Source organism: Pseudomonas sp. GM50 (genome assembly GCF_000282375.1).
Lineage (GTDB): Bacteria > Pseudomonadota > Gammaproteobacteria > Pseudomonadales > Pseudomonadaceae > Aquipseudomonas.
On sequence record NZ_AKJK01000012.1, the window covers coordinates 25018 to 48384 of the forward strand.

Genomic DNA, 23367 nt, shown 5'->3' on the forward strand with positions numbered 1-23367 from the left:
CCGGTTCGCGGGGCGCACAACTGCGCCAAGGCGTTTGAAGCCCGCGATTATAAGCCTCAAAGGATGATTCCCGTGAGGCAAAAACGATCAGTCGTCGCGCGATCCGCCAAAATACCCACAGCCGCGTTGCACCTGGCCGTCGATGCGTAGCTCGGCGCTCATGTGCTGCACGCTGCCGGTGCTGCTGTCGACGCAACGTTGCGGCGCGACCCAGAGCTCGATGCGCTGGTTATTGGCTTCGGTGCTGAGGTTGAAACGGCCATCGCCCAGTTGCTCTTCAACGTACGGCAGGGCCAGGGGCGGCTGGCCGGCGCGGTCGATGACCATGCCTTTGCCGCTGACTTTGACGTTCCATTCAGGGGCATGACCGGCGGCGCGCAGGATCAGCTGCTTGAAATTGGGATCGTCACACGCCGTGCCCGAGCGTTCGACGCGGTACAACTGCTCCAGATCCAACTGGCCGCTGGTGGTGATCCGGCCGCGCACGTCAGCAAACAACTTGCCCTGATCATCGGCCAGGGTTGCGGCCTCTTGCAGGACGCTGGTGCCGCCGGTGTCGTTGACCACATAACTGCGCTGTTCATTGCACGGTTGGAACAGCAACTTGCCGTCGGCCGCCGTCAACTGGCCCTGCAGGCGGGTCTGGCCCACATGGGAAGCACTTTCGCGCGGGCCATCAAGCAACTGGCAGGCGGCGAACAGCGGAAGCAGGGCAACAAGCACCAAGGAACGGGCAACACGCATCTTTGAGTCTCCTGACAAGTGTCGCCACGTTACTTAGCCTGACCGTTCATCACAACCCTGCAATGTCCTCGCGTTCCCAAAATCAAGATCAAAAGATCGTAGCCTGCGGCAGCTCCTACAGGGCGTACGCGGTGCTTTTGTAGGCGCTGGCGAAGCCTGCGATCTTTTGATTCCGGGGCGTGTTGGGTTTAGCCGACGCGGTAGGTCTGGCCGGTCTGCAAGCCTTCCACGCTTTTGGCGTAGGCCAGCGCCACTTCGGCGGCGGGAACCGGTTTGAAACCACGGAAGTACGGGGCGTAGCTACCCATGGCTTCGACCAGCACGTTGGGGCTGACCGAGTTGATGCGCAGGCCGCGTGGCAGTTCGATCGCCGCTGCACGGACGAAACTGTCCAGGGCGCCGTTGACCAGCGAGGCTGAGCTGCCGGTACGAATCGGATCGTGGCTGAGGATGCCGGTGGTGAAGGTGAATGACGCTCCGTCATTGGCGAATTCCCGGCCGATCAGCAGCAGGTTGACCTGACCCATCAGCTTATCCCGCAAGCCGAGCTCGAAGTCTTGTTCGGTCATGGTGGCCAGCGGCACGAAGTTGACGCTGCCGGCGGCGCAGATCAGCGCGTCGAAGTTGCCAGTCTGTTGGAACAATTTGCGGATCGAGGCGCTGTCACTGATGTCGACCTGAAACTCACCGCTTTTACGGCCGATACGGATGATTTCGTGGCGCTGGGACAGTTCATGGTCAATGGCCGAGCCGACGGTGCCAGAGGCGCCAATCAAAAGAATTTTCATCGCGATGTACCTGAATGGGTTTGGATTGAATTTAAGTTTAGAGTGGTTTTTTCCATAGATAAGCGGGCTAATAGGCAACCTTTGGTTTTCAAATGGAAACAATCCCATGAGCGAAATGGACGATCTGGCGGCGTTCGCGGTGTTGATCGAGGCGGGCAGTTTCACCCTGGCCGCTCAGCAATTGGGGTGCAGCAAGGGGCAACTTTCCAAGCGCATCAGTCTGCTGGAAACGCGGTTTTCCGTAGTGTTGCTGCAACGCACCACACGCCGCTTGAGCCTGACGGCGGCGGGTGCGGCGCTATTGCCGCAAGCCCAGGCACTGGTGATTCAAGTCGAGCGAGCGCGTCAGGCCCTGGCGCGATTGAAAGACGACATGGCCGGCCCGGTGCGGATGACGGTTCCGGTTTCATTGGGGGAAACCTTCTTTGACGGCGTATTGCTGGAGTTTTCCCGGCAGTACCCCGAAGTGCAGATCGAACTGGAGCTCAACAATAACTACCGTGACCTGTCCCGGGACGGTTTCGACCTGGCGATCCGCTCGGAAGTGGCCAACGATGAACGCCTGGTCGCCCGTCCGCTGCTGGCCTGGCACGAGATGACTTGCGCCAGCCCTGCGTACCTTGAGCGATTCGGTGAGCCACTGACGCCTCAGGCATTGGCGGAGCACCGCTGCCTGCTCAACAGCCATTACAGCGGTCGCGAAGAATGGCTCTATCACCAACAGCACGAGTTACTGCGGGTGCGAGTGTCGGGGCCGTTCGCCAGCAACCACTACAACCTCTTGAAGAAAGCCGCGCTGGCGGATGCGGGCATTGCGCGTTTGCCGTCGTATTTGCTGCAAGAGGAATTGGCTGACGGGCGTTTGCGCTGGCTCCTGCGCGATTATCAGACCCGCAGCATGCCGATGTACCTGGTGCATCCGTATCAGGGTGGTTTGCCGAAACGTACCCAAGTGCTGGCGGATTATTTGATGGGTTGGTTCAAGCGCAGTGGCGAGGCGTTGGATCGGCTTCAACGGTAACGTCTCACCACCCAACCCCTGTGGGAGCGAGCCTGCTCGCGATGACGGTGTGACATTCGGCATTGATGGTGGCTGACACTGCGCTATCGCGAGCTGACTCGCTCCCACAAGGGGATCTTCATCGTCTGGAGTTTTGAGGTCTGGCATACCGCTTGGCGATCAGGTGATCAATCGACAACTTGCCCGGCCCGGTCGCCATCAAGTACAGCAACACCGCAGCCCAAGTGCCGTGGGTCGGATAGGCATCGGGGTACACGAACAGCTGAATAGTCAGCGTCATCCCCAACAGCGCCAGGGCCGAAAACCGTGTGGCGAAGCCGATCAGGATCAGCACCGGAAAAAAATGCTCGGCGAAGGCTGCCAGGTGCGCCGCCAGTTCCGGGGAGAGCAATGGCAAGTGATATTCGCTCTCGAACAACGGGATGGTTGAGTCCGCCAGCCTTGGTACGCCGAGTTGAAACGTGCCGTCGATCAAGTCGATGGCCAGGCCTTCCACCTTGGTTTGCCCGGACTTCCAGAACACCGCGGCAATGGAAAAACGCGCGATAAAGGCGATCAGGCTGTGGGGGATTTTTTCCAGCCACTTGATGGCGCGGGCGATGGGGTTCTGATGGCGATTCATGGCGATACCTTGTGGTGTAAATGGGTAATGACGTTGTGGCTGATCAGCAGCGCCAGGGTTTGGCTGAGGTCGAAGTCGGGCGCTGTCTCTAACGCTTGGGTCAGGGAATGGCCGTTTCGCAGGTTCTGAATGAACGTGCTGGCGCCGTGGTCGATGGCGAAAACCTCAACTTCCAGACCATTGCGCAGCACCAGCGCGTTTTGCCCGTGGCCGAGGTCGATCCCGGCCAGCGTCGCGTCCTGTTGATGCGCGGCCCAGATAGCAATCACGGCAAAGGCTGAAGTCAGCAGATTCAGGGAGGGATGGAATCCGACCGTCAGCTCGTTCAGCGCCTGCGGGTCCGACAGCGCGGCGGCGATTTGTTCATGGCGCAAGGTCTGCGTGTCGGCGGCGTGATAGGCCTGAACGCGCAACCGCTCCAACCGCGCCATGTCGGCCAGATAAGGCACGCTGGCTGCCGGTTCAAAGCTGTCGATGAACTCGGCGAAGTCCTTGCCGTAATCGTTGATGAGTGGGCCTTGGGGCGGGCAATGCTGCACATACAGCCCCGCCATCGCCCGAAAGAACTCATCGCCCACCAATTGCGAAACCACTGGGTAACTGTCGGCCAAGGCGTTGATCAGCGAGCTCTGCACATTGTTGCGATACACCGCGAAACGGCTGGCGGGATCGGCGCCATTGGCACTGAACAAACCATCGGGGCAGGGCTGTTGCGGATCGAGCAGGGCGGCGGCAAACGCAGCTTGAGTGCTCATGATCGGCCCCCCGCGCAGTGCAGCCACTCATCGGCCTGACGGGCTTCGGCGTGCAGCACGCTGAAGGCCGGTAACTGGTTGTCACGCTCGATCAACGTGGCGATCGGGCCAACCCGTTCCAGCACCTGCCTGTACAGTGCCCATACCGCGTTATCGATGGGCGCACCGTGATCGTCGATCAGCAGACGGTCGCCGAGGCTGTCGGTGTCTTCGGCAAACCCGGCCAGATGAATCTCCCCCACCGCCTGCAGCGGTAGCGCATCGATGTAGGCCAGCGGATTTCTTTGATGATTGATGCAGGAGACGTAGACGTTGTTGACGTCCAGCAGCAGCCCGCAGCCGGTGCGGCGAATGACTTCGCGGATGAAATCAGCTTCATCGATTGTCGAGCGCTGGAACGCCAGATACGTCGCCGGGTTCTCCAGCAGCATCGGGCGTTTGAGGGCGCTCTGCACCTGATCGATGTGCTCGCAGACGCGGTTCAGCGTCGGTGCATCGTAGGCCAGGGGCAGCAGGTCGTTGAGAAACACCGGGCCATGGCTGGACCAGGCCAGGTGTTCGGAAAAGGATTGGGGTTGATAGCGTTCGATCAGCGCGGCAAGCCTTTGCAGGTGCTGAAGATCCAGCGGACCTTCGGCACCAATGGACAGGCCAACGCCGTGTAGCGAAAGCGGATACTGCTCGCGAATCAACCCCAGAAAATGATGAAACGGGCCGCCGGCCACCATGTAGTTTTCGGCGTGGACTTCGAAGAAACCGATGTCCGGTTGTGCACCGAGCACTTCACGAAAGTGCTCGGTCTTGAGCCCCAGCCCGGAGCGGGGCGGGAGCCCGGAGAATGAATGGTTCATGGTCGACACTCAGGCTGGGGGCTGATTACGACTTGGCTTTGTAGGCTTCCAGCTGACCGAAACCGGTTGGCGAAGTCTTGCTCATCGTGGTGGCGCAGGTGCCTTTAGGCACCAGTTTGAAGGCGTTTGGCTGGTAGTCGGTTTTTGCCGTGCCGGCGCAAGTGGTGCCAGCGCCTGCAGCGCAATCGTTATGGCCTTTCATGGCCACGCCGAAGCATTTTTCCATGTTGGCGTCAGCGGCATGGGCAGTGGAGACAGCGGCAATGCTCAGGGCAGAACCGAGGGCCAGAACCAGGGCGGTGGCGGACAGGGTGCGGGTGGTAGCAGTCATGATGTTTCTCCGAAATTGAGCTTGGGTTGGCAAGCGTTTGTGCTTGCTTACTGCTCTAGAGAAACGACAGGGCGATGCGTTACAGGCCACCCGAAAAATTTTTGCCGATAAAGTCGTCAGGCAATGCTGATTTTACTGACGCTGGTGATCTGACCGTTCCAGATCATCTCGTAGTGGGCTGTTTGAGTGATTGATGAGAGGGGGCTGGGGGTCATCAGTGCCCAGCAGTAGCTCCCATGCTTGCGCACGGAGTTGTACCGCAGACCAGGGACCCCAGCATCCTTGATGGCCTTTCCCAAGCGATGGGAGTGTGTGTAATCGACAGGGTCGTAGATAGGATCGTCCATCGGAATGGATACGGCATCCCTCATGGCTTCGTCAACGAAAGTGCAGGATAACCCCCGGAAAACAAACCTCTCGTAATTGAGACTCTGGACTTTCGACCAATACTGATTCTGATGATGTTGCACCTCAGCCAGCGCGGTTTCCATCGAGTCAGCCAAGTACAACACGCCAAAACTGCCATCGCTGAAACGCGAACCCGCTGGGTTGATGTGGGTGAAAGGAGCTGTTGCGTAAGAGCACCCGGGGATGCCAAAGGGAATCTGCGAACGGGGTATCAGCTCAAGCCGACCGACTTCATTTTGCAGCCTCGGGTTTGTGAGGGCCTGGATCTGATACAGCACATCAAATTCGTCCGCGTTTGCCACGTCGTCAAACAGCGCAATGGGCGGAAATTTTGAATTGATCAATCGGTAGGCCTGCAACTGCTCACCGGCCAATACAGCCAGCTGGCTCACCGTTACCATTGTGCGCCTCGCAACACGTCGATCCGCCGAAACGTCTCGTACAGGGAAATCATATCCCCCTGAGACATGATTTCGAGCGGGCTACGCCCGTTGAAGAACTCGTTTTCGTTCGCCATCGCCGCAAAACCATAGACGTTCTCAGGGTTATCAAAGACAAGACGCAGGGCGGCATGGATGTTGAGGATAAAACTGATGCGCTGCATCTGGTCTGAATCCAGGCTTACGGACCAATCGGGATCGCGCTGCTTTGCCCGGGAGTACGTACTGCGGGAAATGCGCAAGATACGACAGGCCTGATCGCTCGACGCTTGCCACTTTTCGAGTATGCCTACAGCCGCTCGCAAACCAGTCACGCACTGGTCTTTGCTGAATGCTTGTGCCTGGGAGGTTGCTGTCATGGCGATCACTTTGATTTGGTCTGTAGATGCAAATATATTAAAAATGTATCTGTAGGGCAAGCTTGTATTGTGAATACGCAGCTCCTACGAGGGCGAACCGGTTACGTCAGGCGTTAGGATGTGTAGCTTGCAGGAAGTAACGCTGACACTGATTAAACACGTTCTCCCAAACACCCCAAAAAACCTGTGGGAGCGAGCCTGCTCGCGATTGCGGTAAGTCAGTCAATATCTCGGTTGAATGTGAAATTGCCATCGCGAGCAGGCTCGCTCCCACAGGGGATCTTCATTGTTGTGGGGTTTGTGGCAGGCATAAAAAAACGGCCTGCGAAGGCCGTTTTTTTGTTTACCGCAATCGCTTAACCACCGAGGTACGCTTCGCGCACTTTCGGGTCGGTCAACAGCGCTTCACCGGTGCCAGTCATCACCACCCGGCCGTTTTCCAGCACGTAGGCACGGTCGGCGATTTTCAACGCCTGGTTGGCGTTTTGCTCCACCAGGAACACCGTCACACCGTCCTTGCGCAGTTGTTCGATGATGTCGAAGATCTGCTGGATGATGATCGGTGCCAGGCCCAGCGATGGCTCGTCGAGCAGCAACAGCTTGGGCTTGCTCATCAGCGCACGACCGATGGCGAGCATTTGCTGTTCGCCGCCAGACATGGTGCCGCCGCGTTGGGCGAAGCGTTCTTTCAGGCGTGGGAAAAGTCCGAGAACCTTGTCCATCTGTTCCTGATAATCGCCCTTGTCGGTGAAGAATCCGCCCATGGCGAGGTTCTCTTCCACGGTCAGACGGGCAAACACTCGACGACCTTCCGGGACCACGGCGATGCTTTTACGCATGATGTGCGACGAGTCCTGGCCGACGAGCTCTTCACCCATGTAGCGGATGCTGCCGCTGTGGGCTTGCGGCGAACCGCAGAGGGTCATCAGCAGGGTCGACTTGCCGGCACCGTTGGCGCCGATCAGGGTCACGATCTCGCCTTGGCGAACCTCGACGTTGACGCTGTGCAGCGCCTGGATCTTGCCGTAGAAGGTGGAAACGTTTTCGAACTGCAGCATTTACGCTTCCCCCAGGTAGGCTTTGATCACTTCAGGATTGTCGCGGATCTGTTCCGGCGTACCGTCGGCCAGAGGCGTGCCCTGGTTGATCACGAAGATGTGGTCGGAAATACTCATGACCAGTTTCATGTCGTGTTCGATCAGCAGCACGGTCACATCATGCTCTTCACGCAGGATGCCGATCAGTGCCTTGAGGTCTTCGGTTTCCCGCGGGTTGAGACCGGCAGCCGGTTCGTCGAGCATGAGGATCCGCGGGCGGGTCATCATGCAGCGAGCGATTTCCAGGCGACGTTGCTGACCGTAGGCCAGGGTGCCGGCCGGACGGTTGGCGAACTCCTTGAGGTTGACCTTTTCCAGCCAGTACTCGGCGTATTCCATGGCCTCGCGTTCGCTTCTGCGGAACGCGGGGGTCTTGAACAGACCGGCCAGGAAATTGGTGTTCAGGTGACGGTGTTGCGCGATCAAGAGGTTCTCGACTGCTGTCATTTCCTTGAACAGCCGCACGTTCTGGAAGGTGCGCACCACGCCTTTGAGGGCAATCTTGTGGCCCGGCAACCCTTGGATCTGCTCGCCGTCCAGCACGATGCTGCCTGCGGTGGGCTGGTAGAAGCCGGTCAGGCAGTTGAACACGGTGGTCTTGCCGGCGCCGTTGGGGCCGATCATCGATACCACTTGTTTCTCTTTGACGGTCAAGGCCACGCTGTTGACCGCCAGCAGGCCGCCGAAGCGCATGCTCAGGTCAGTGACTTTCAGGATCTCACGGCTCATTTGCGCAGCTCCATGTGGGGGCGTTGCATCGGCAGCAGACCTTGTGGACGCCAGATCATCATCAGCACCATCAAGGCGCCGAACATCAACATGCGGTATTCACTGAACTCACGCATCATTTCCGGCAACAGGATCATCACCGTGGCGGCGAGTACGACGCCCAGTTGCGAGCCCATGCCGCCCAGCACCACGATGGCGAGGATGGTCGCCGATTCGATGAAGGTGAAGGACTCCGGTGTCACCAGGCCTTGGCGCGCGGCGAAGAAGCTACCGGCGAAACCGGCGAAGCAGGCACCGAGGGTGAAGGCCGACAGCTTGATGACCGTAGGATTGAGACCCAGTGCACGGCAGGCAATTTCGTCTTCACGCAGCGCTTCCCAGGCACGACCCAGAGGCATGCGCAGCAAGCGGTTGATGACGAACAGCGCGAACAACGACAACAACACCGCGATCAGGTAAAGGAAGATCACCTTGTTGATCGAGTTGTATTCCAGGCCGAAGTACTCGTGGAAGGTCTGCAGACCTTCTGCGGCAGTTTTATCAAAGCTCAGCCCGAAAAGCGTGGGCTTGGGAATGTTGCTGATGCCGTTCGGACCACCCGTGAGGTCGGTCAGGTTACGCAGGAACAGACGGATGATTTCACCGAAGCCCAGGGTTACGATTGCCAGGTAGTCACCGCGCAAACGCAGTACCGGGAAACCGAGCAGGAAGCCAAACGTGGCCGCCATCATCCCGGCGATCGGCAGGCAGATCCAGAAGCTCAAGCCGTAGTAGTGCGACAGCAGCGCGTAGCTGTAGGCGCCCACGGCGTAGAAGCCGACGTAACCGAGGTCGAGCAGGCCGGCAAGGCCAACCACGATGTTCAGGCCCAGGCCGAGCATCACGTAGATCAGCACCAGGGTTGCGATGTCCACCGCCCCGCGGGAGCCGAAGAACGGCCAGACCAGCGCGCCGATGATCAACGCGATGATGATCCAGCGCTGGGTAGTTGGCAGGGTCAGGAAGTTAGTGGCCTTGGCCGGGATCACCGGCAGGTTGGGCGAGGCTTTCCAGGCCGAGCTGATCTGCTGGTCGAACAGCACCCGCAGGAACATCAGCACCGAGCACACGGCGATGGTGATCAGCGTTGCAGTGCTGGTGCCATGGACTTCGAGGTTGATGCCGACAATGGTCAGTTTCAGACCGAGTACCGGGTAGGCAACAGCCCATACCAGCAAGGCGCTGAACAACGCCTGTTTAAGATTCCTAGTCATACTTTCTCAACCTCCGGACGGCCCAACAGGCCGGTTGGCCGGAACAACAACACCAGGACCAATAGACCGAACGCTACGACGTCCTTGTACTGGTCGCCGAAAATATCGGCACCAAAGGCTTCCGCCACCCCAAGCACCAGCCCGCCGAGCATCGCGCCGGGGATGCTGCCGATACCGCCCAATACTGCTGCGGTGAAGGCCTTGAGGCCGACCAGGAAACCGGCGTTCGGGTTGATCACGCCGTATTGCATGCTCAGCAGCACGGCCGCGATGGCCGCCAGTGCGGCACCGATGACGAAGGTCAGGGCGATGATGTTGTTGGTGTTGATACCCAAGAGGTTGGCCATCTTGATGTCTTCGGCACAGGCGCGGCAGGCGCGACCCAGGCGAGAGCGGGAGATGAACAGCGTCAGGCCGAGCATGGCGACCAGGGTCACCACGAACACCACGATTTGCATGTAGGAAATCAGCACTTCATGTGCGCCACCCGGCCCGATGGCGAAGTTGCCAGGGATCAGGTTGGAGATGGATTTGTCCTTGGAGTCTTGCGCCAGCAGAACCGTGTTCTGCAGGAAGATCGACATGCCGATGGCAGAGATCAGCGGGATCAGACGGTTGCTGCCGCGCAGGGGGCGGTAGGCGATCCGTTCGATGCTGTAACCGTAGGCACTGGTAACGACGATGGTCGCGATGAAAGCGGCGGTCATCAATAGCGGGACACTCTCGAGTCCCAGCATGGCCAGCCCGGCAATGGCGATGAACGCCACGTAAGAGCCGATCATGTACACCTCGCCGTGGGCGAAGTTGATCATTCCAATGATGCCGTAAACCATCGTATAGCCGATGGCGATCAGGGCATACGTGCTGCCAATGGTCAGACCATTAACCAGCTGTTGGAAGAAGTGATAGATGTCAGGCATTACAGCGCTCCTAAAAACCTGATACGCATTTCACTGGTGGAGTCATTTTCCCGCTCGAGCCCCGTGGATCTGCATCCACTTCGAATTCGAGGTTTGCCAGCGAACCGCTGATGACGGTTTTGAGATTTTCAGGTGGGGAGACTGGCGGATCACGCCAGCGCGGCCCAATACGTTCGTAAAATAAAGCCCACGGCACGCCGTGGGCTTTATTGGCAGTCAGTCAGGCCAAGGCCTTACTGAGGCGAAACTTCAGTTTTAGGTTTGCCGAAATGCCACTCGTAAACCACGAATTTGAAGTCCTTCAGGTCGCCCTTTTCGTCGAAAGACAGGTCGCCGGTCGGGGTTTTGAACGTGCCCTTGTGGATAGCTTCAGCCACTTTTGCGGTGTCTTCGCTCTTCGCGGCCTTGATGCCTTCGGCGATGACTTGCACAGCCGAGTAGGCCGGGAACACGAACGGACCGCTCGGGTCTTCTTTCTTGGCTTTGAACGCGTCAGCCAGGGCGATGTTGGCCGGATCCTGGTCGAAGGATTTCGGCAGGGTCACCAGCAGGCCTTCGGAAGCTTCCTTGGCGATTTGCGAAATGGAGTCGTTGCCCACGCCTTCCGGACCCATGAACTTGGCTTTCAGGCCTTTTTCCTGGGATTGACGCAGGAGCAGACCCAGCTCCGGGTGGTAGCCGCCGTAGTAGACGAAGTCGACGTTGGCTTGCTTGAGCTTGGAGACCATCGAAGAGAAGTCTTTGTCGCCAGCGTTGATGCCTTCGAACACCGCAACCTTGACGCCTTTGCCTTCCAGCGTTTTCTTCACGGCGCTGGCGATGCCTTCACCGTATTGCTGTTTGTCGTGCAGAACAGCAACGATTTTCGGTTTGACGTGATCGGCAATGTAGTTACCGGCGGCAGGGCCCTGGGCGCTGTCCAGACCGATGGTGCGGAAGATCATCTTGTAGCCGCGAGTGGTGATGTCCGGGCTGGTGGCAGCCGGGGTGATCATGATCACGCCTTCGTCTTCGTAGATGTCGGACGCCGGTTGGGTGGAGCTGGAGCACAGGTGACCCACCACGAACTTGACGCCGTCGTTGACGACTTTGTTCGCAACAGCAACCGCTTGTTTTGGATCGCAGGCATCGTCGTATTCAACAGCGACGAGCTTCTTGCCGTCGACGCCGCCCTTGGCGTTGATTTGTTCGATGGCCATTTTGGAGCCACTGAACTGCATGTCGCCGTATTGGGCTACAGGGCCGGTTTTAGGGCCGGCGATGCCGATCTTGATGGTGTCAGCGGCGAACGAATGGCTGGCAACCCCGGCCAGAACCATAGCGGCAAACAGTTTTGAAATCTGCTTAGTAGCCTTAGTCATAGTGCTCCACTCTTACTGTTGTAGTTTTTATAGTCCTGGCGCCGTAGCAGCAGAACCGGGTCAGATATCGTTGATATCCTCCGGAAAATGCCCCCGGCAACTGTACCGGTACAGTGTAGAGCGCCGATTGTTAGCCTGGGAAGCTGGCGCCCGGGGGCAAAACCTGAGGGTGTCGCTTTATTGAAAGAAAAAGACAGAATCACGGCGGGATGTTAGCTGGCTAATACTTGGATTCAGCAGCATTCCCTGGCTTTCCTGCATTTCTCGATCGGTAACGCAATTGCATCCGGGTTTTTCTGGCGCAATACCGACGTTATCATTCACGTCGTTTTTCATTGCGGACAGAAACCCATGACTCAAGAACCTAGCACCCTCTATGCCAAGCTGCTTGGTGAGACCGCATCTATTACCTGGAAAGAGTTGGAGCCGTTCTTTGCCAGGGGTGCCCTATTGTGGGTCGATCCAGGCCTGGATTTGATCGCTGCGGCAGAAGCGGTGGCAACCGATGAAGGTGAGAAAGTCGCTGCCTGGCTGGCCGCCGACAAGGTCGCCAAGCTGTCTGAAACGCGGGCGCTGGATCTTTTCGAGCGCGATCCCGAGCTGTGGGGCGTGGTGGTTTCGCCGTGGATTCTGATCCAGGAAAGGGCGACGAGCTGAGAGCGCGCACTTAATTGGTGCGCGGCTTTGCCGGTCAAAAGTGTGTAGCCGAGTAGCGTGATGGCATGTTGCCGTAGAGAAAGGCCACAGAAGGGTCTTGGCGAGGGTGACGTAAACGTAACGGGAACAGTTTATTGAGCAGCCGATTGGCTGCTTAATTGTTTCTGGATGTTGGGATTTGTGGTGATGCTTATGCCGCCATCGCGAGCAGGCTCGCTCCCACAATGTGATCGCATTCCTCCTGAAAGAATACGGTCCCTGTGGGAGCGAGCCTGCTCGCGATTGGGCGCGCCGCTGACTAAGCCGTCTTACCGGTATGGTTATTCAGCGAAATAACCTTGGTCTTGCCAATCCGGTGACGGTAAATCTCGCGCAGATACTTGATCGCCTTCTTCACGCAATCCCGGGACAAGCGGATGTCATTGATCGAGACAAACTTGTCCTTGTCGTTGATCAGTTCACGGTACTTCTTCTCGTACATCGGTTTGATCGCGTACCAGTTGGTATCGAGGATTTTCGCCGGGTTTTCGAATTCGTTGAGCAGTTCGTCGATCCGGTCTTCGTCGAAGTCTTCATTGATGATGAAGTCCAGGATCGAGTTGTCCAGCGTCTCGTCGAAGCGGTACGGGTTTTTCGCAAAGCAGCGCTTGATGAACGCCACGATCAGAGTCAGGAAGTCGTCCGACAGGCACGGGCTCTTGGCGATCAGGGTGGTCAGCGACAGGTTGGCCGAAGCGCCGATCACCAGTGCATAACGCTTGAGCGTGGTGTTGGGGAACAGGCTGTTGAGGTGGGTCTTCAACCGGTTCAGGTCCATGTAGGACAGCTTGTAGTCCTTTGGCAGCGAAACAATCGAGACCACCGACGAGCAGTTCTTGAAGAAGTGCAGGTCGTGCAACGCGGCCGCGTCATAGCCCGAATTCTTGTACTGCTCCAGCGAGGCGCGATAGCGCTTGGATTCGATCGGCAACAGGCTGATGCCTTCGATCGCCTGGGTCACTTTGTTGAAGTGCGGCAGGTCGATCGAGCGGAAGAACAGGTCGTCGATGTTCAGGCGCTGCGGCTCTTTCTCGAACACCTTGAACTTGTCGCTGCTCGGCGGCGGGGTTTCCGGCACCACGGACTCGGCGTAGGCAATCGCCACCGGGCCGGCCAGGCTCATGAACAGGTCGTTGGCGTCCAGGCGTATGGTTTCGCCAATGTCGATGCCTGCCCGGCGGAAATAGTTCTGGTCGTAGTCGGTGGTCACCGCCTGCGCTGTCAGAATGTTGAAGATCTGCTGTGAAATGTACTGGTTGGCGTGCTTTTCCATGGCATTGACATCAATGTTCTGGATGTTGCCGTCATCGCTTTCTTCGGCGTAACGCATGATGTCGTTGGAGATCAGCATCATCGCGTTCCATGGGCGGATACGGCCCATGACGCTGGCTTCGCTGCTGTCTTCGTTGGCGAAGTTGTAGGAGAAGTCCCATTCTTCCGACAGGTATTTGCACAGCAGGCGACCGGCGTTGATGTGCAGCGCCTCGGACATTTCGCTGCGGTGATCGGAAATGTTCGGCAGTACGCAAATACCGCTGGTGAAGATCGGCTCGAAGACGAAGGAATGACCGCTCTTGCCGTCGTGCTCGTCCATCGGCTTGGTGTCGAACGTTTTGTTCATGTACGAGTGCTGCTGAGCCAGGCCGAACTCCGAGGCCATGCCCGAACCGGTACCGCCGCCGGCACTGAAGATCGAGAAATACAGGCGCGACTGGTTGGCCTTGATCCCGCAGCTGTCGATCAGGTACGAGTGAATCATCTTCCAGTCAGGGCTGGAGAAGCGCTGGGTGTCCTTGTTCAGGATAATCTTGGCCAAGTACTGGCCGAGGATCGGCGCGTTACCGGCGCCACCGGCGTGGACTTCCGACAAGTCCATGATTTTCATTTTGCTGTAGTCGCGCAAAAAGCCGCTTTTTTCGCCCTTGCGCGAGAAGCGGATGCGACCGGCGATGTCCTTGTCCAAATCGCCGAGCATCACCAGCGGCTCGACCAGAAACACCGGTTTGCTGGCCTTGTTCGACCCCAGGCGCAGGTTGTTGCGAATCCACTGCGCCGGGCTGTAGCCTTTTTCGGCGTAGCGTTTATCCGGCGACAGACGGTCTTCGTTGTTGAATTCGTTGAGGTAGAACTTGCGGGCGTTGTACACCAGCTCCGCCACGTCCAGTGCGATGTTCGAACCACAGCGGCCGAGGCCGATCAGGCACACCGACGGGAATTCCTGATCGTTGTGCTGTTCGTTGTCGCCCTCCAAATGGGGCGGGCGCGGGAACACCAGGTCGCGCAGGCCGTCGAGGTTGTCGAGGATGCGGTCGGTATTGGTTTCTGTGAAGTACAGGTATTGCTGAGTCGCCAGCGGACGCGACGGGCTCAATGGCTTCGACGATGAGGGGCTGTTCGCCGCGGGGCTCAGGGTCAGGTCGGATACCGCGGTGGCCGGGTTATTTTTAGAAGTCATTGTGCGCCATATACCTGGACTGGTTGGCTCGGCGACAGGTGTCATCGAGTCATCACGGAATGGGATCTCGCGTCTTTTTGCTGCGCGAATATGACCCAAGCGTCAGGGCCTTGGCCTGAGCATCGCTCGGGGGAATCCTTTCCTTAATCATGATGAATCGGCCAGTATTCGATGATCTTTAATCAAAATGGGGCTAAATGATGGCAACGTTACCTGCACTGGGGTTTGCCGGAATCGGCCTGATGGGCCTGCCGATGTGCCGACGCTTGTTGGCGGCGGGTTATCCGCTGACGGTGTGGAACCGCAACCCGGGCAAGTGCGCAGCGCTGGTCGAGGCCGGCGCACGGCAAGTGGCGACACCGGCCGAACTGTGTCAGCACGCGGACCTGGTGATGCTGTGTCTGGCCGACACTGCGGTTGTACGTGAGGTGGTGTTCGGCCCGGCGGGCGTTGCCGAAGGGGCGAGAAGTGGACAGTTACTGGTGGATTTTTCCAGCCTGGAACCCACCGCGACGCGGGAAATGGCGAGCTCATTGGCCAGTAAAACCGCTATGAGTTGGCTCGATGCGCCGGTCTCCGGCGGGGTGGTCGGCGCCGAGGCCGGCAGCCTGGCGATCATGGTTGGGGGCGAAGCGGCAGACCTTGCACGCGTGCGGCCGGTGTTGTTGACCCTTGGCCAGCGCGTGACCCACATGGGCGCCGTCGGTGCGGGGCAGGTGACCAAGGCCTGCAATCAGATGATCGTCGCCTGCAATGCCCTGGTCATTGCCGAAGTGATGGCCCTGGCCGAGCGTTCCGGGGTCGACGCCCGCCTGATCGCCGAGGCGCTGGCCGGTGGTTTCGCCGATTCAAAACCGCTGCAGATTCTCGCGCCGCAAATGGCCGAAAGCCGTTTCGAACCGGTGAAATGGCACGTGCGCACGCTGCTCAAGGACCTCGACAGCGCCGTGAAATTTTCCCGCGAGCAGGGTTCGGCCACGCCGATCAGCGGATTGGCCGCACAACTGATGCGCCTGCATGGGGGGCAGGGGTTCCTGGAAAAGGATCCGTCGACGTTAGTGCAGTTGTACCGCGAGCCAGACTCAAGGGATTGAAGGTGTGCACGTGCTTGCGCTGATTGATTTCGGCCAGCACCGGACGCAACTCGGCCAGCGGCACCGGACGGCTGAGCAGGTAGCCCTGAACGAAATCGCAGCCGTGGCGTTCGAGAAAGTCGTATTGCTCGAAGGTTTCGACGCCTTCGGTGACGACTTGCAAATGCAGGGTGTGGGCCATGACGATAATCGCCTGGACGATTTCCATGTCCTGGGTGGCCTTGGGGATGTCTTGAATGAACGAGCGGTCGATCTTCAACGTGTTTAATGGCAGGCGCCTGAGGTAGGCCAGGGATGAATAGCCGGTGCCGAAGTCATCGATCGACAACGAGACCCCGAGGGCACGAATCTGCCGCAGCAACACCAGGGTGTTGGTGATATTGCCCATCAGCGCATTCTCGGTCACTTCCAGTTCCAGCCGGTGTGGTGCCACCCCGAAGGCGTGCAGGGCGTGTTCGATTTCATTGGCCAGTTCTTCTCGCGCCAGGTTCAGGGGCGAGCAATTCACCGCGATTTTGAGGTCTTCGCAATCGTACCGGGACAGCTCGCCCAAGTCCTCGCAGGCCTTGCGCAGAACCCAGTTGTCCAGTTCGGCGATCAGGCCGTTGGCTTCGGCAATGGCGATGAACCGATCCGGCGTGAGCAATCCGTGAACCGGATGTTGCCAGCGAATCAGCGCTTCAAGTTTGGTGACTTGGCCGGCTCTCAGGTCATAGATCGGTTGGTAGTACAGCATCAGCCCGGTGTTTTCGCGCAGGGCGTGACGCAGTTCCTCTTCGAGTTGCAACTCCAGGGTGGCGCGGGTTTTCAGGTTTGCACTGAAAAAATGCAGGGCGTTACGACCGCAATCCTTGGACTGGTACAGCGCCAGGTCAGCGTTTTTCAGCAGTTCGTCACAGGTTTTGCCGTCTTCCGGAAACAGGCTGATGCCGATGCTGGTGGTCATGACCATGCGCCGTCCGGACAACTCGATGGGCTCCTTCATTTTTAGCATGATGCGCTGGGCCATTTGCCGTGCTTCTTCACGGTCGTACAGGGTGATGAGGATGCAGAATTCGTCGCCTCCGAAGCGCGCCACCACATCCTCATGACTGCGCACCGAGGCCTTGATGTGGCTGGCCAGGACTTTGAGCAATTCGTCGCCGGCGTCATGGCCGAGGCTGTCATTGATCCGCTTGAAGTGGTCGATGTCCAGGAACATCACCGCCAGCATGCCGCCTTCGTTGGTTTTCTCGATGAGTTTCTCGGCGAAGATCTGGTTGAAGCCCCGGCGGTTGATCAGATTGGTCAAGGGGTCGTAGTGCGCCACCTGTTGCAGTGACATGCGCGCCTGATCCAGTTGACTGAGCAGGGCGTTGACCCGCTGCAGGTCATGTTCCTTGTGTTGCAGCTTCTTGTCCGCCAGTGCGGCACTGATGCTGCTGCCGATGATCAGCAACGTGATTACCGCCACCGTCAGCCCCAGTTGCAGGTGATTATTGTCGTCGGGCAACGGCTGGAGACTGCCTAGGGGCAGCACCAGGTTGAACGCCGCCATGCCGGTGAAATGCATGCTGACGATGCCGGCCCCGAGCACCAGGCTGGCGGTGTACTTGAGCAATTGATGAAACACGCCGGTGCCATCGCGCAGATGGCTGGAAATCAACAGGGCGGCCAGGCTGGCACTGATGGCGATCACAATGGACAGCCCGAACAGGACGGGTTGGTAGTAGGCCATCGCATTCGATCGCAGGGCGGCCATGCCCACGTAATGCATGGTTGCGATGCCCAGGCCGATCCACACTGCGGCCCGCAGGTATTGCCAGAAATTCAGCTGAGGATGGCTGAGGGTGTGCATGGCCAGCCACGAGGCGGTCAGGGCGAATAATAGCGAGAGCAGGGTAGTGGGCAGGTGGTAATGGATTTCGATCGGCGCCTGGAACGCCAGCATGCTGATGAAGTGCATGGCCCAGATACCGCCCGCCAGGCACCCGGCACCGACCCAGCGCCAGAGACGTTGGGAGGCGGATTTTTCCACATGGCCGACCCGCTCGGTCATGTCCAGCGTGGCGAAGCCGGCCGCGCAAGCCACCAGATAGGCCAGCAACACCAGAAAAGGGTTATGGGTGCAATCGAGTATGACCTGCCCGCTCTCCGGTAGCCCGGTCATGAAATGCAAACCAAGCCACTCCATAGCATGCCCCATCTCTGAATCATCCTGGCCTGCGCCATGCGCGCTGGCGAATGCTTGCAGTATAGAGGCCTTGCACGGAGCGCAAGAGGTGATGGCACGGTGACGCCAATAATTTTGGTATTAGCGTGATAGCGATTGGCGCTAAGTCTCAAGCGCTCTGTTCATAAGGCATTTCGAACTCCGGTTGCAGGGCCGGCAACCCGAACGCGGCCCGGGCCGCGTCGCAATCCACGTTCGCCTCACCATTGGCCCACGAGGCGTCGAACTCCCGGCAGGTGCTGGAGCGCTGATCGTAAATCGAGCATTGCACCGTGCTGCCCACCTCACCCACCAGCCCGACGCAGCGGGTCGGTTTGCAGTCTGTGCCGAGCATGGCCACCCGGCTGGGACTGATGGGCGCGACCAGTTCATCGGGCACCGTCCCCCCTGCCGAGGTGCATTCACCCCAGAAAAAAGACACGCGAAAATGAGAACAGCAGGCACCGCAATTCAGACACGGACTGGCTTCGGACATGGGCGATAGTCAAAGAGGGATGGGGGACACGGTGGGCAGACAAGGCCGCTATTCTAGGCTTTGCCTTGGGCTTGGGAAGGGGGGCACAGAGGTATTTTTCAACGGTCGGTCGGGCCATGGAAAACACCGCCATTCTCCTGTGGGAGCGGGCTTGCTCGCGAAAGGCGGCGTGTCAGTCGGCATCATCGCAGGCAGGCACCCCGTCTTTCGCGAGCAAGCCCGCTCCCACAGGGTATTCTGGCGTTTGGGAGGGTTCGGTTGCCATGGGCTGATATCAGGCTGGCGAATGATGACAGACACGCCGCGCGCGCCTGACTAGATTGCAGTTTCCGGGGGCAGCGACGCCTTCATAACAATAAAGAGACGGACCCATGCAGAACTCGACCCAAGCGGCGAATGCCTGGCGCATTCTGTTCCTGCTGTTCCTGGCCAACCTGTTCAACTTTTTCGACCGCACCATCCCGGCGATCATCATCGAGCCGATCCGCATGGAGTGGCACCTCAGCGACTTTCAGCTGGGGATCATCGGCACCGCATTCACCATCGTTTACGCGATTGCCGGCCTGCCCCTGGGGCGATTGGCCGATACCGGTTCGCGCAGCAAGCTGATGGGCTGGGGGCTGGCAGCCTGGAGCGGGCTGACTGCGGTCAACGGGCTGGTGGGCAGTTTCTGGAGTTTTCTGATCGTGCGCATGGGCATCGGCATCGGTGAAGCCAGTTACGCGCCGGCCGCCAACTCGCTGATCGGCGATTTGTTCCCGGCTCATCGCCGGGCTCGGGCCATGGGCATTTTCATGCTTGGCCTGCCGCTGGGGTTGCTGCTGGCGTTTTTCACCATCGGCTGGATGGTCAAGACGTTCGACAGCTGGCGCGCGCCGTTCTTTATCGCGGCAGTACCGGGGCTGATCCTGGCGGTCTTCATGTTCTTCATCAAAGAGCCAAAACGCGGCGCGGCTGAAAGCGTGCAAGTGTCTCAGGAGCGCGTAGACCGGCCGATCCGTCGTGTGCTGGCGGTGCCGACTTTCCTGTGGCTGGTGATGGCGGGGCTGTGCTTCAACTTCGCCACCTATGCCTGCAACTCGTTTCTGGTGCCGATGCTGCAGCGTTATTTCCTGATGCCGTTGCAGGACGCGGCAGTGGCTACCGGTGTGATCGTCGGGGTGACCGGGTTGTTCGGCCTGACGCTCGGCGGCTGGATCGCCGACAAAATTCACCAGCGCGTGGCCAATGGGCGGCTGCTGTTCGCGGCATTCAGCCTGATCATTTCGACTTTGTGCACGGCTTGGGCGCTGCACGCCGGACGGATCGAGATCGGGGTGTTTGTCGCGGTCTTCAGCCTGGGGTGGTTATTCGCCTACAACTTCTATACCTGCGTGTACACGGCGATCCAGGACGTGGTCGAGCCGCGTTTGCGGGCCACGGCGATGGCGCTGTTCTTTGCCGGTCTGTATTTGCTGGGCGGCGGATTGGGGCCGGTGGTGGTCGGCGGATTGTCGGATCACTTTGCGCACACGGCCATGCTGTCGGCCGGCGCCGAACAGATGACTGAAGCGTTCAAGGCTGTCGGTTTGCATGATGCGATGTATTTGATCCCGGTGGCGCTGTTTTTCACGATGGTGTTTCTGTTCCTGGCTTCGCGGTGTTTTGTGCGCGATGCCAAGCGGATGAAGGAAGGATTGGTGGCGGTGGTTGAGCCTGCGGGGTCTGCGGTGACTGCTTAATCGCCATCGCGAGCAGGCTCGCTCCCACAGGTGATTAATGGTGTTCATAAATAGTGTGGTCACATCAGATCCCCTGTGGGAGCGAGCCTGCTCGCGATGAGGCCATCAGCAACTCCACAACAATCAAGCAGAAAAAAAAAGGCCCGCATCGCTGCGGGCCTTCTTGTTTCAGCGGTGGAGCAGGGGATTAACCCGCCACCAACACCCGAATCGCTTCCAGTCGCAGCGCAGCCTTGTCGAGCATGGCCAGGCCTTGTTCGCGTTGCTTGCGCAGGGCAACCAGTTCGCTGTCGCGCACGGTCGGGTTGACCGCTTGCAACGCGGTCAGGCGCGCCAGTTCTTCTTCGGTATCCGCTGCCAGGCGACGTTGCGCCTCGGCCACGCGCTCGGCGTGACGCGGGGTGATTTTCTCTTCGCCGGCGTTGATCCGTGGTGTCAGCTGGTCGCGCTGGGCCTGGATGAACTTGTTGGCGCTGGCGCGGGGTACGCTTTCCAGTTGATCATTCAGGGTTTCGAACGACACCCGGGTCGACAGGTCGTTGCCATTGGCATCGAGCAGGCAGCGCAGGGCGGCCGGCGGCAGGTAACGGCCCAGTTGCAGCGAGCGCGGAGCAACCACTTCGCTGACGTAGAGCAGTTCCAGCAACACGGTGCCCGGTTTCAGCGCCTTGTTCTTGATCAGCGCCACGGCGGTGTTGCCCATGGAGCCGGACAAGACCAGGTCCATGCCGCCCTGAACCATCGGGTGTTCCCAGGTAATGAACTGCATGTCTTCGCGAGACAGCGCCTGGTTGCGGTCGTAAGTGATGGTCACGCCTTCGTCGTCGCCCAGCGGGAAGCTGGCGTCGAGCATTTTTTCGCTTGGCTTGAGGATCAGCGCGTTTTCCGAATGGTCTTCGCTGTCGATGCCGAAGGCGTCGAACAGGGTTTCCATGTAGATCGGCAGGGCGAACTGATCGTCTTGTTCGAGAATGTCCTCGACCAGTGCATCACCTTCGCCAGCGCCGCCGGAATTGAGCTCCAGCAAACGGTCGCGACCGGTGTGCAGCTCGGCTTCCAGACGTTCACGTTCGGCGCGGGCTTCGTCGATCAGCGCTTGCCACTCGCCGTCATCGGCGGTTTCCAGCAGCGGCAGCAGCCGAGGGCCGAACTGATGCTGCAAGGCGTTGCCGGTCGGGCAGGTATTGAGGAACGCATTCAGCGCTTCGTGGTACCACTGGAACAGCCGTTCTTGCGGGCTGGTTTCCAGGTACGGCACGTGCAGTTCGATGATGTGCTTCTGACCGATCCGGTCGAGACGACCGATACGCTGCTCCAGCAGGTCCGGATGCGACGGCAGGTCGAACAGCACCAGATGGTGCGAGAACTGGAAGTTGCGACCTTCACTGCCGATTTCCGAGCAGATCAGCACCTGAGCGCCGAATTCTTCGTCGGCGAAGTAGGCGGCGGCGCGGTCACGCTCGAGGATGTTCATGCCTTCGTGGAAAACCGTGGCCGGAATACCGGAACGCACGCGCAGGGCGTCTTCCAGGTCCATGGCGGTTTCGGCGTGGGCGCAGATCACCAACACTTTGGTGCGCTTGAGCATCTTCAGGGTGTCGATCAGCCACTCGACACGCGGGTCGAATTTCCACCAGCGCTCTTCTTCGTTGGCGTCTGGCTGGGCCTGGAAGCTGACTTCCGGGTACAGCTCGGCGTGATCGCCCAGCGGCAGTTCGAGGTATTCGGCCGGGCATGGCAGCGGGTACGGGTGCAGTTTGCGTTCCGGAAAACCTTGCACGGCGGCGCGGGTATTACGGAACAGCACGCGGCCGGTGCCATGGCGGTCCAGCAATTCGCGGACCAGACGGGCGCTGGCTTCGGTGTCGCCATCATTGACGGCGGTCAGCAGGGCTTCGCCTTCGTTGCCAAGGAAACCGTGAATGGTTTTGTGCGCTTCAGGCGACAGGCGCCCTTTGTCCAGCAGCTCCTGAACGGCTTCGGCCACCGGGCGATAGTTTTCGCTCTCGGCGCGGAAGGCGTGCAGGTCATGGAAACGGTTCGGGTCGAGCAGGCGCAGACGGGCGAAGTGGCTGTCCTGACCCAGTTGTTCAGGGGTCGCGGTCAGCAGCAATACGCCGGGAATGACTTCGGCCAGTTGCTCCACCAGTGAGTACTGAGGGCTGACCTGGTCTTCGTGCCACACCAGGTGGTGTGCTTCGTCGACCACCAGCAAATCCCAGCCGGCCGCGAACAGAGCGTCCTGGGCCTTCTCGTCGTCCACCAGCCATTCGAGGGCAACCAATGCAAGCTGGGTGTCTTCGAACGGGTTGGCGGCATCGCTTTCGATGAAGCGTTCTTCGTCGAACAGCGCGACTTGCAGGTTGAAGCGGCGGCGCATCTCTACCAGCCATTGGTGCTGGAGGTTTTCCGGCACCAGGATCAACACGCGGTTGGCCCGGCCCGAGAGCAGTTGGCGATGGATCACCAGACCGGCTTCGATGGTCTTGCCCAGGCCCACTTCGTCTGCCAGCAGAACCCGCGGCGCGATGCGGTCGGCGACTTCACGGGCGATGTGCAACTGGTGCGCGATCGGTTGCGCACGCACGCCGCCCAGGCCCCAGAGCGAGGATTGCAATTGGCGGCTAGTGTGTTCCAGAGTGTTGTATCGCAGGGAGAACCAGGCGAGCGGGTCGATCTGTCCGGCGAACAAACGGTCGCTGGCCAAACGGAACTGAATGAAGTTCGATAGCTGGGTTTCCGGCAGCGTGACCACTTCGTTCTGCGCGTTGAGGCCGTGGTAGACCAGCAGGCCATCGACGTCGTCGACTTCCTGGACGGTCAGCTTCCATCCTTCGAAGTGAGTGATGCTGTCACCCGGCGAAAAACGCACGCGGGTGAGGGGCGCATTCCGTAGCGCGTACTGGCGAGTCTCGCCAGTGGCCGGGTAGAGCACGGTCAACAAGCGGCCGTCCTGTGCCAGAACGGTGCCCAAACCCAGCTCGGCTTCGCTGTCACTGATCCAGCGTTGCCCCGGTTGATACTGCTGCGCCATG

Annotated in this window: 22 protein-coding genes; 4 read left to right on the forward strand and 18 right to left on the reverse strand. The window is 59.2% G+C overall.

All coding sequences use genetic code 11. The features are described from left to right. Positions 1-87: 87 nt before the first annotated feature. Positions 88-744, reverse strand: coding sequence for a COG3650 family protein (locus PMI30_RS26520; protein WP_008005826.1), 657 nt, complete (start codon positions 742-744; stop codon positions 88-90). A gap of 188 nt (positions 745-932) precedes the next feature. Next, the gene (locus PMI30_RS26515) at positions 933-1532 is read right to left on the reverse strand and encodes a short chain dehydrogenase (protein WP_007906681.1); all 600 of its coding nucleotides are present in this window, start codon (positions 1530-1532) and stop codon (positions 933-935) included. 106 nt (positions 1533-1638) lie between these two features. On the opposite strand from PMI30_RS26515, the gene PMI30_RS26510 reads away from it, so the two are divergent. Next, complete coding sequence (locus tag PMI30_RS26510; RefSeq protein ID WP_008005828.1) at positions 1639-2553, forward strand: LysR family transcriptional regulator; 915 nt, start codon at positions 1639-1641, stop codon at positions 2551-2553. 118 nt (positions 2554-2671) lie between these two features. Here PMI30_RS26510 and PMI30_RS26505 read toward each other — a convergent pair whose 3' ends face one another. The 12 genes from PMI30_RS26505 to PMI30_RS31205 form a co-directional block, all read right to left on the reverse strand. Then, a complete protein-coding gene (locus PMI30_RS26505; protein ID WP_008005830.1) occupies positions 2672-3175 on the reverse strand; it encodes a DoxX family protein in 504 nt (167 codons plus the stop codon). Then, positions 3172-3930 (reverse strand): HvfC/BufC N-terminal domain-containing protein, encoded by a 759-nt coding sequence (locus PMI30_RS26500; protein WP_008005832.1) that lies wholly within the window; start codon positions 3928-3930, stop codon positions 3172-3174. Before PMI30_RS26500 ends, PMI30_RS26505 begins: the two co-directional genes overlap by 4 nt. Further along, positions 3927-4781: an MNIO family bufferin maturase gene (gene bufB / locus PMI30_RS26495; protein ID WP_008005834.1), complete on the reverse strand. Its 855-nt coding sequence runs from the start codon at positions 4779-4781 to the stop codon at positions 3927-3929. The genes PMI30_RS26500 and bufB overlap by 4 nt, the downstream gene beginning before the upstream one ends. 25 nt (positions 4782-4806) lie before the next feature. Continuing rightward, entirely contained in the window at positions 4807-5112 is a 306-nt protein-coding gene (locus PMI30_RS26490) for a BufA1 family periplasmic bufferin-type metallophore (RefSeq protein ID WP_008005836.1), read from the reverse strand. 116 nt (positions 5113-5228) lie between these two features. Further along, the gene (locus tag PMI30_RS26485) at positions 5229-5921 is read right to left on the reverse strand and encodes an RES family NAD+ phosphorylase (RefSeq protein ID WP_008005842.1); all 693 of its coding nucleotides are present in this window, start codon (positions 5919-5921) and stop codon (positions 5229-5231) included. Further along, complete coding sequence (locus PMI30_RS0129375) at positions 5915-6319, reverse strand: antitoxin Xre-like helix-turn-helix domain-containing protein (RefSeq protein WP_032834787.1); 405 nt, start codon at positions 6317-6319, stop codon at positions 5915-5917. The genes PMI30_RS26485 and PMI30_RS0129375 overlap by 7 nt, the downstream gene beginning before the upstream one ends. A gap of 356 nt (positions 6320-6675) precedes the next feature. Next, positions 6676-7377: an ABC transporter ATP-binding protein gene (locus tag PMI30_RS26480; RefSeq protein ID WP_007906649.1), complete on the reverse strand. Its 702-nt coding sequence runs from the start codon at positions 7375-7377 to the stop codon at positions 6676-6678. Then, positions 7378-8145, reverse strand: a complete 768-nt coding sequence (gene livG, locus PMI30_RS26475; protein ID WP_008005847.1) for a high-affinity branched-chain amino acid ABC transporter ATP-binding protein LivG — start codon at positions 8143-8145, stop codon at positions 7378-7380. Continuing rightward, positions 8142-9398: a high-affinity branched-chain amino acid ABC transporter permease LivM gene (locus tag PMI30_RS26470; RefSeq protein ID WP_008005849.1), complete on the reverse strand. Its 1257-nt coding sequence runs from the start codon at positions 9396-9398 to the stop codon at positions 8142-8144. Before PMI30_RS26470 ends, livG begins: the two co-directional genes overlap by 4 nt. Next, positions 9395-10318: a high-affinity branched-chain amino acid ABC transporter permease LivH gene (gene livH, locus PMI30_RS26465; protein ID WP_008005854.1), complete on the reverse strand. Its 924-nt coding sequence runs from the start codon at positions 10316-10318 to the stop codon at positions 9395-9397. Before livH ends, PMI30_RS26470 begins: the two co-directional genes overlap by 4 nt. A gap of 233 nt (positions 10319-10551) precedes the next feature. Continuing rightward, positions 10552-11679 carry a branched-chain amino acid ABC transporter substrate-binding protein gene (locus PMI30_RS26460; RefSeq protein WP_008005856.1) on the reverse strand — a complete coding sequence of 376 codons (1128 nt, stop codon included), beginning with the start codon at positions 11677-11679 and terminating at the stop codon, positions 10552-10554. A gap of 177 nt (positions 11680-11856) precedes the next feature. Then, on the reverse strand, positions 11857-12003 hold the full coding sequence (locus tag PMI30_RS31205) for a hypothetical protein (RefSeq protein WP_157173008.1): 147 nt from the start codon (positions 12001-12003) through the stop codon (positions 11857-11859). 27 nt (positions 12004-12030) lie between these two features. Between PMI30_RS31205 and PMI30_RS26455 the strand changes: the two genes are divergently transcribed. Continuing rightward, on the forward strand, positions 12031-12336 hold the full coding sequence (locus PMI30_RS26455) for a DUF2288 domain-containing protein (protein ID WP_008005857.1): 306 nt from the start codon (positions 12031-12033) through the stop codon (positions 12334-12336). 298 nt (positions 12337-12634) lie between these two features. Here the strand turns inward: PMI30_RS26455 and PMI30_RS26450 are convergent, their stop codons facing one another. After that, entirely contained in the window at positions 12635-14830 is a 2196-nt protein-coding gene (locus PMI30_RS26450) for a hypothetical protein (RefSeq protein ID WP_008005858.1), read from the reverse strand. 197 nt (positions 14831-15027) lie between these two features. Here PMI30_RS26450 and PMI30_RS26445 point away from each other — a divergent pair, with 197 nt between their 5' ends. Continuing rightward, the gene (locus PMI30_RS26445; RefSeq protein ID WP_081501227.1) at positions 15028-15924 is read left to right on the forward strand and encodes an NAD(P)-dependent oxidoreductase; all 897 of its coding nucleotides are present in this window, start codon (positions 15028-15030) and stop codon (positions 15922-15924) included. On the opposite strand, the gene PMI30_RS26440 is transcribed toward PMI30_RS26445, so the two are convergent. Together PMI30_RS26440 and PMI30_RS0129380 are read right to left on the reverse strand one after the other, a co-directional pair. Beyond that, on the reverse strand, positions 15815-18097 hold the full coding sequence (locus PMI30_RS26440) for a putative bifunctional diguanylate cyclase/phosphodiesterase (RefSeq protein ID WP_032834780.1): 2283 nt from the start codon (positions 18095-18097) through the stop codon (positions 15815-15817). The two genes, PMI30_RS26445 and PMI30_RS26440, sit on opposite strands and share 110 nt — an antisense overlap. Positions 18098-18245: 148 nt before the next feature. Beyond that, a complete protein-coding gene (locus PMI30_RS0129380) occupies positions 18246-18611 on the reverse strand; it encodes a YkgJ family cysteine cluster protein (RefSeq protein ID WP_032834782.1) in 366 nt (121 codons plus the stop codon). A gap of 371 nt (positions 18612-18982) precedes the next feature. Between PMI30_RS0129380 and PMI30_RS26435 the strand changes: the two genes are divergently transcribed. Continuing rightward, entirely contained in the window at positions 18983-20332 is a 1350-nt protein-coding gene (locus tag PMI30_RS26435) for a spinster family MFS transporter (RefSeq protein ID WP_008005862.1), read from the forward strand. 187 nt (positions 20333-20519) lie between these two features. On the opposite strand, the gene rapA is transcribed toward PMI30_RS26435, so the two are convergent. Continuing rightward, positions 20520-23366 (reverse strand): RNA polymerase-associated protein RapA, encoded by a 2847-nt coding sequence (rapA, locus tag PMI30_RS26430; RefSeq protein ID WP_008005864.1) that lies wholly within the window; start codon positions 23364-23366, stop codon positions 20520-20522. Between the last annotated feature and the right edge of the window lies 1 nt (position 23367).

Bases quoted from the DNA above. Each gene is read 5' to 3' on its own strand.
- PMI30_RS26510 (WP_008005828.1), top strand. From the start codon at position 1,639: ATGAGCGAAATGGACGATCTGGCGGCGTTCGCGGTGTTGATCGAGGCG.
- livG (WP_008005847.1), bottom strand. From the start codon at position 8,145: ATGAGCCGTGAGATCCTGAAAGTCACTGACCTGAGCATGCGCTTCGGC.
- PMI30_RS26490 (WP_008005836.1), bottom strand. From the start codon at position 5,112: ATGACTGCTACCACCCGCACCCTGTCCGCCACCGCCCTGGTTCTGGCC.
- PMI30_RS26485 (WP_008005842.1), bottom strand. From the start codon at position 5,921: ATGGTAACGGTGAGCCAGCTGGCTGTATTGGCCGGTGAGCAGTTGCAG.
- PMI30_RS26515 (WP_007906681.1), bottom strand. From the start codon at position 1,532: ATGAAAATTCTTTTGATTGGCGCCTCTGGCACCGTCGGCTCGGCCATT.
- PMI30_RS26455 (WP_008005857.1), top strand. From the start codon at position 12,031: ATGACTCAAGAACCTAGCACCCTCTATGCCAAGCTGCTTGGTGAGACC.
- PMI30_RS26460 (WP_008005856.1), bottom strand. From the start codon at position 11,679: ATGACTAAGGCTACTAAGCAGATTTCAAAACTGTTTGCCGCTATGGTT.
- PMI30_RS0129375 (WP_032834787.1), bottom strand. From the start codon at position 6,319: ATGACAGCAACCTCCCAGGCACAAGCATTCAGCAAAGACCAGTGCGTG.
- PMI30_RS26520 (WP_008005826.1), bottom strand. From the start codon at position 744: ATGCGTGTTGCCCGTTCCTTGGTGCTTGTTGCCCTGCTTCCGCTGTTC.
- PMI30_RS26505 (WP_008005830.1), bottom strand. From the start codon at position 3,175: ATGAATCGCCATCAGAACCCCATCGCCCGCGCCATCAAGTGGCTGGAA.
- PMI30_RS26470 (WP_008005849.1), bottom strand. From the start codon at position 9,398: ATGACTAGGAATCTTAAACAGGCGTTGTTCAGCGCCTTGCTGGTATGG.
- PMI30_RS26435 (WP_008005862.1), top strand. From the start codon at position 18,983: ATGCAGAACTCGACCCAAGCGGCGAATGCCTGGCGCATTCTGTTCCTG.
- PMI30_RS0129380 (WP_032834782.1), bottom strand. From the start codon at position 18,611: ATGTCCGAAGCCAGTCCGTGTCTGAATTGCGGTGCCTGCTGTTCTCAT.
- PMI30_RS26440 (WP_032834780.1), bottom strand. From the start codon at position 18,097: ATGGAGTGGCTTGGTTTGCATTTCATGACCGGGCTACCGGAGAGCGGG.
- PMI30_RS26445 (WP_081501227.1), top strand. From the start codon at position 15,028: ATGATGGCAACGTTACCTGCACTGGGGTTTGCCGGAATCGGCCTGATG.
- livH (WP_008005854.1), bottom strand. From the start codon at position 10,318: ATGCCTGACATCTATCACTTCTTCCAACAGCTGGTTAATGGTCTGACC.
- bufB (WP_008005834.1), bottom strand. From the start codon at position 4,781: ATGAACCATTCATTCTCCGGGCTCCCGCCCCGCTCCGGGCTGGGGCTC.
- PMI30_RS26480 (WP_007906649.1), bottom strand. From the start codon at position 7,377: ATGCTGCAGTTCGAAAACGTTTCCACCTTCTACGGCAAGATCCAGGCG.
- rapA (WP_008005864.1), bottom strand. From the start codon at position 23,366: ATGGCGCAGCAGTATCAACCGGGGCAACGCTGGATCAGTGACAGCGAA.
- PMI30_RS26450 (WP_008005858.1), bottom strand. From the start codon at position 14,830: ATGACTTCTAAAAATAACCCGGCCACCGCGGTATCCGACCTGACCCTG.
- PMI30_RS26500 (WP_008005832.1), bottom strand. From the start codon at position 3,930: ATGAGCACTCAAGCTGCGTTTGCCGCCGCCCTGCTCGATCCGCAACAG.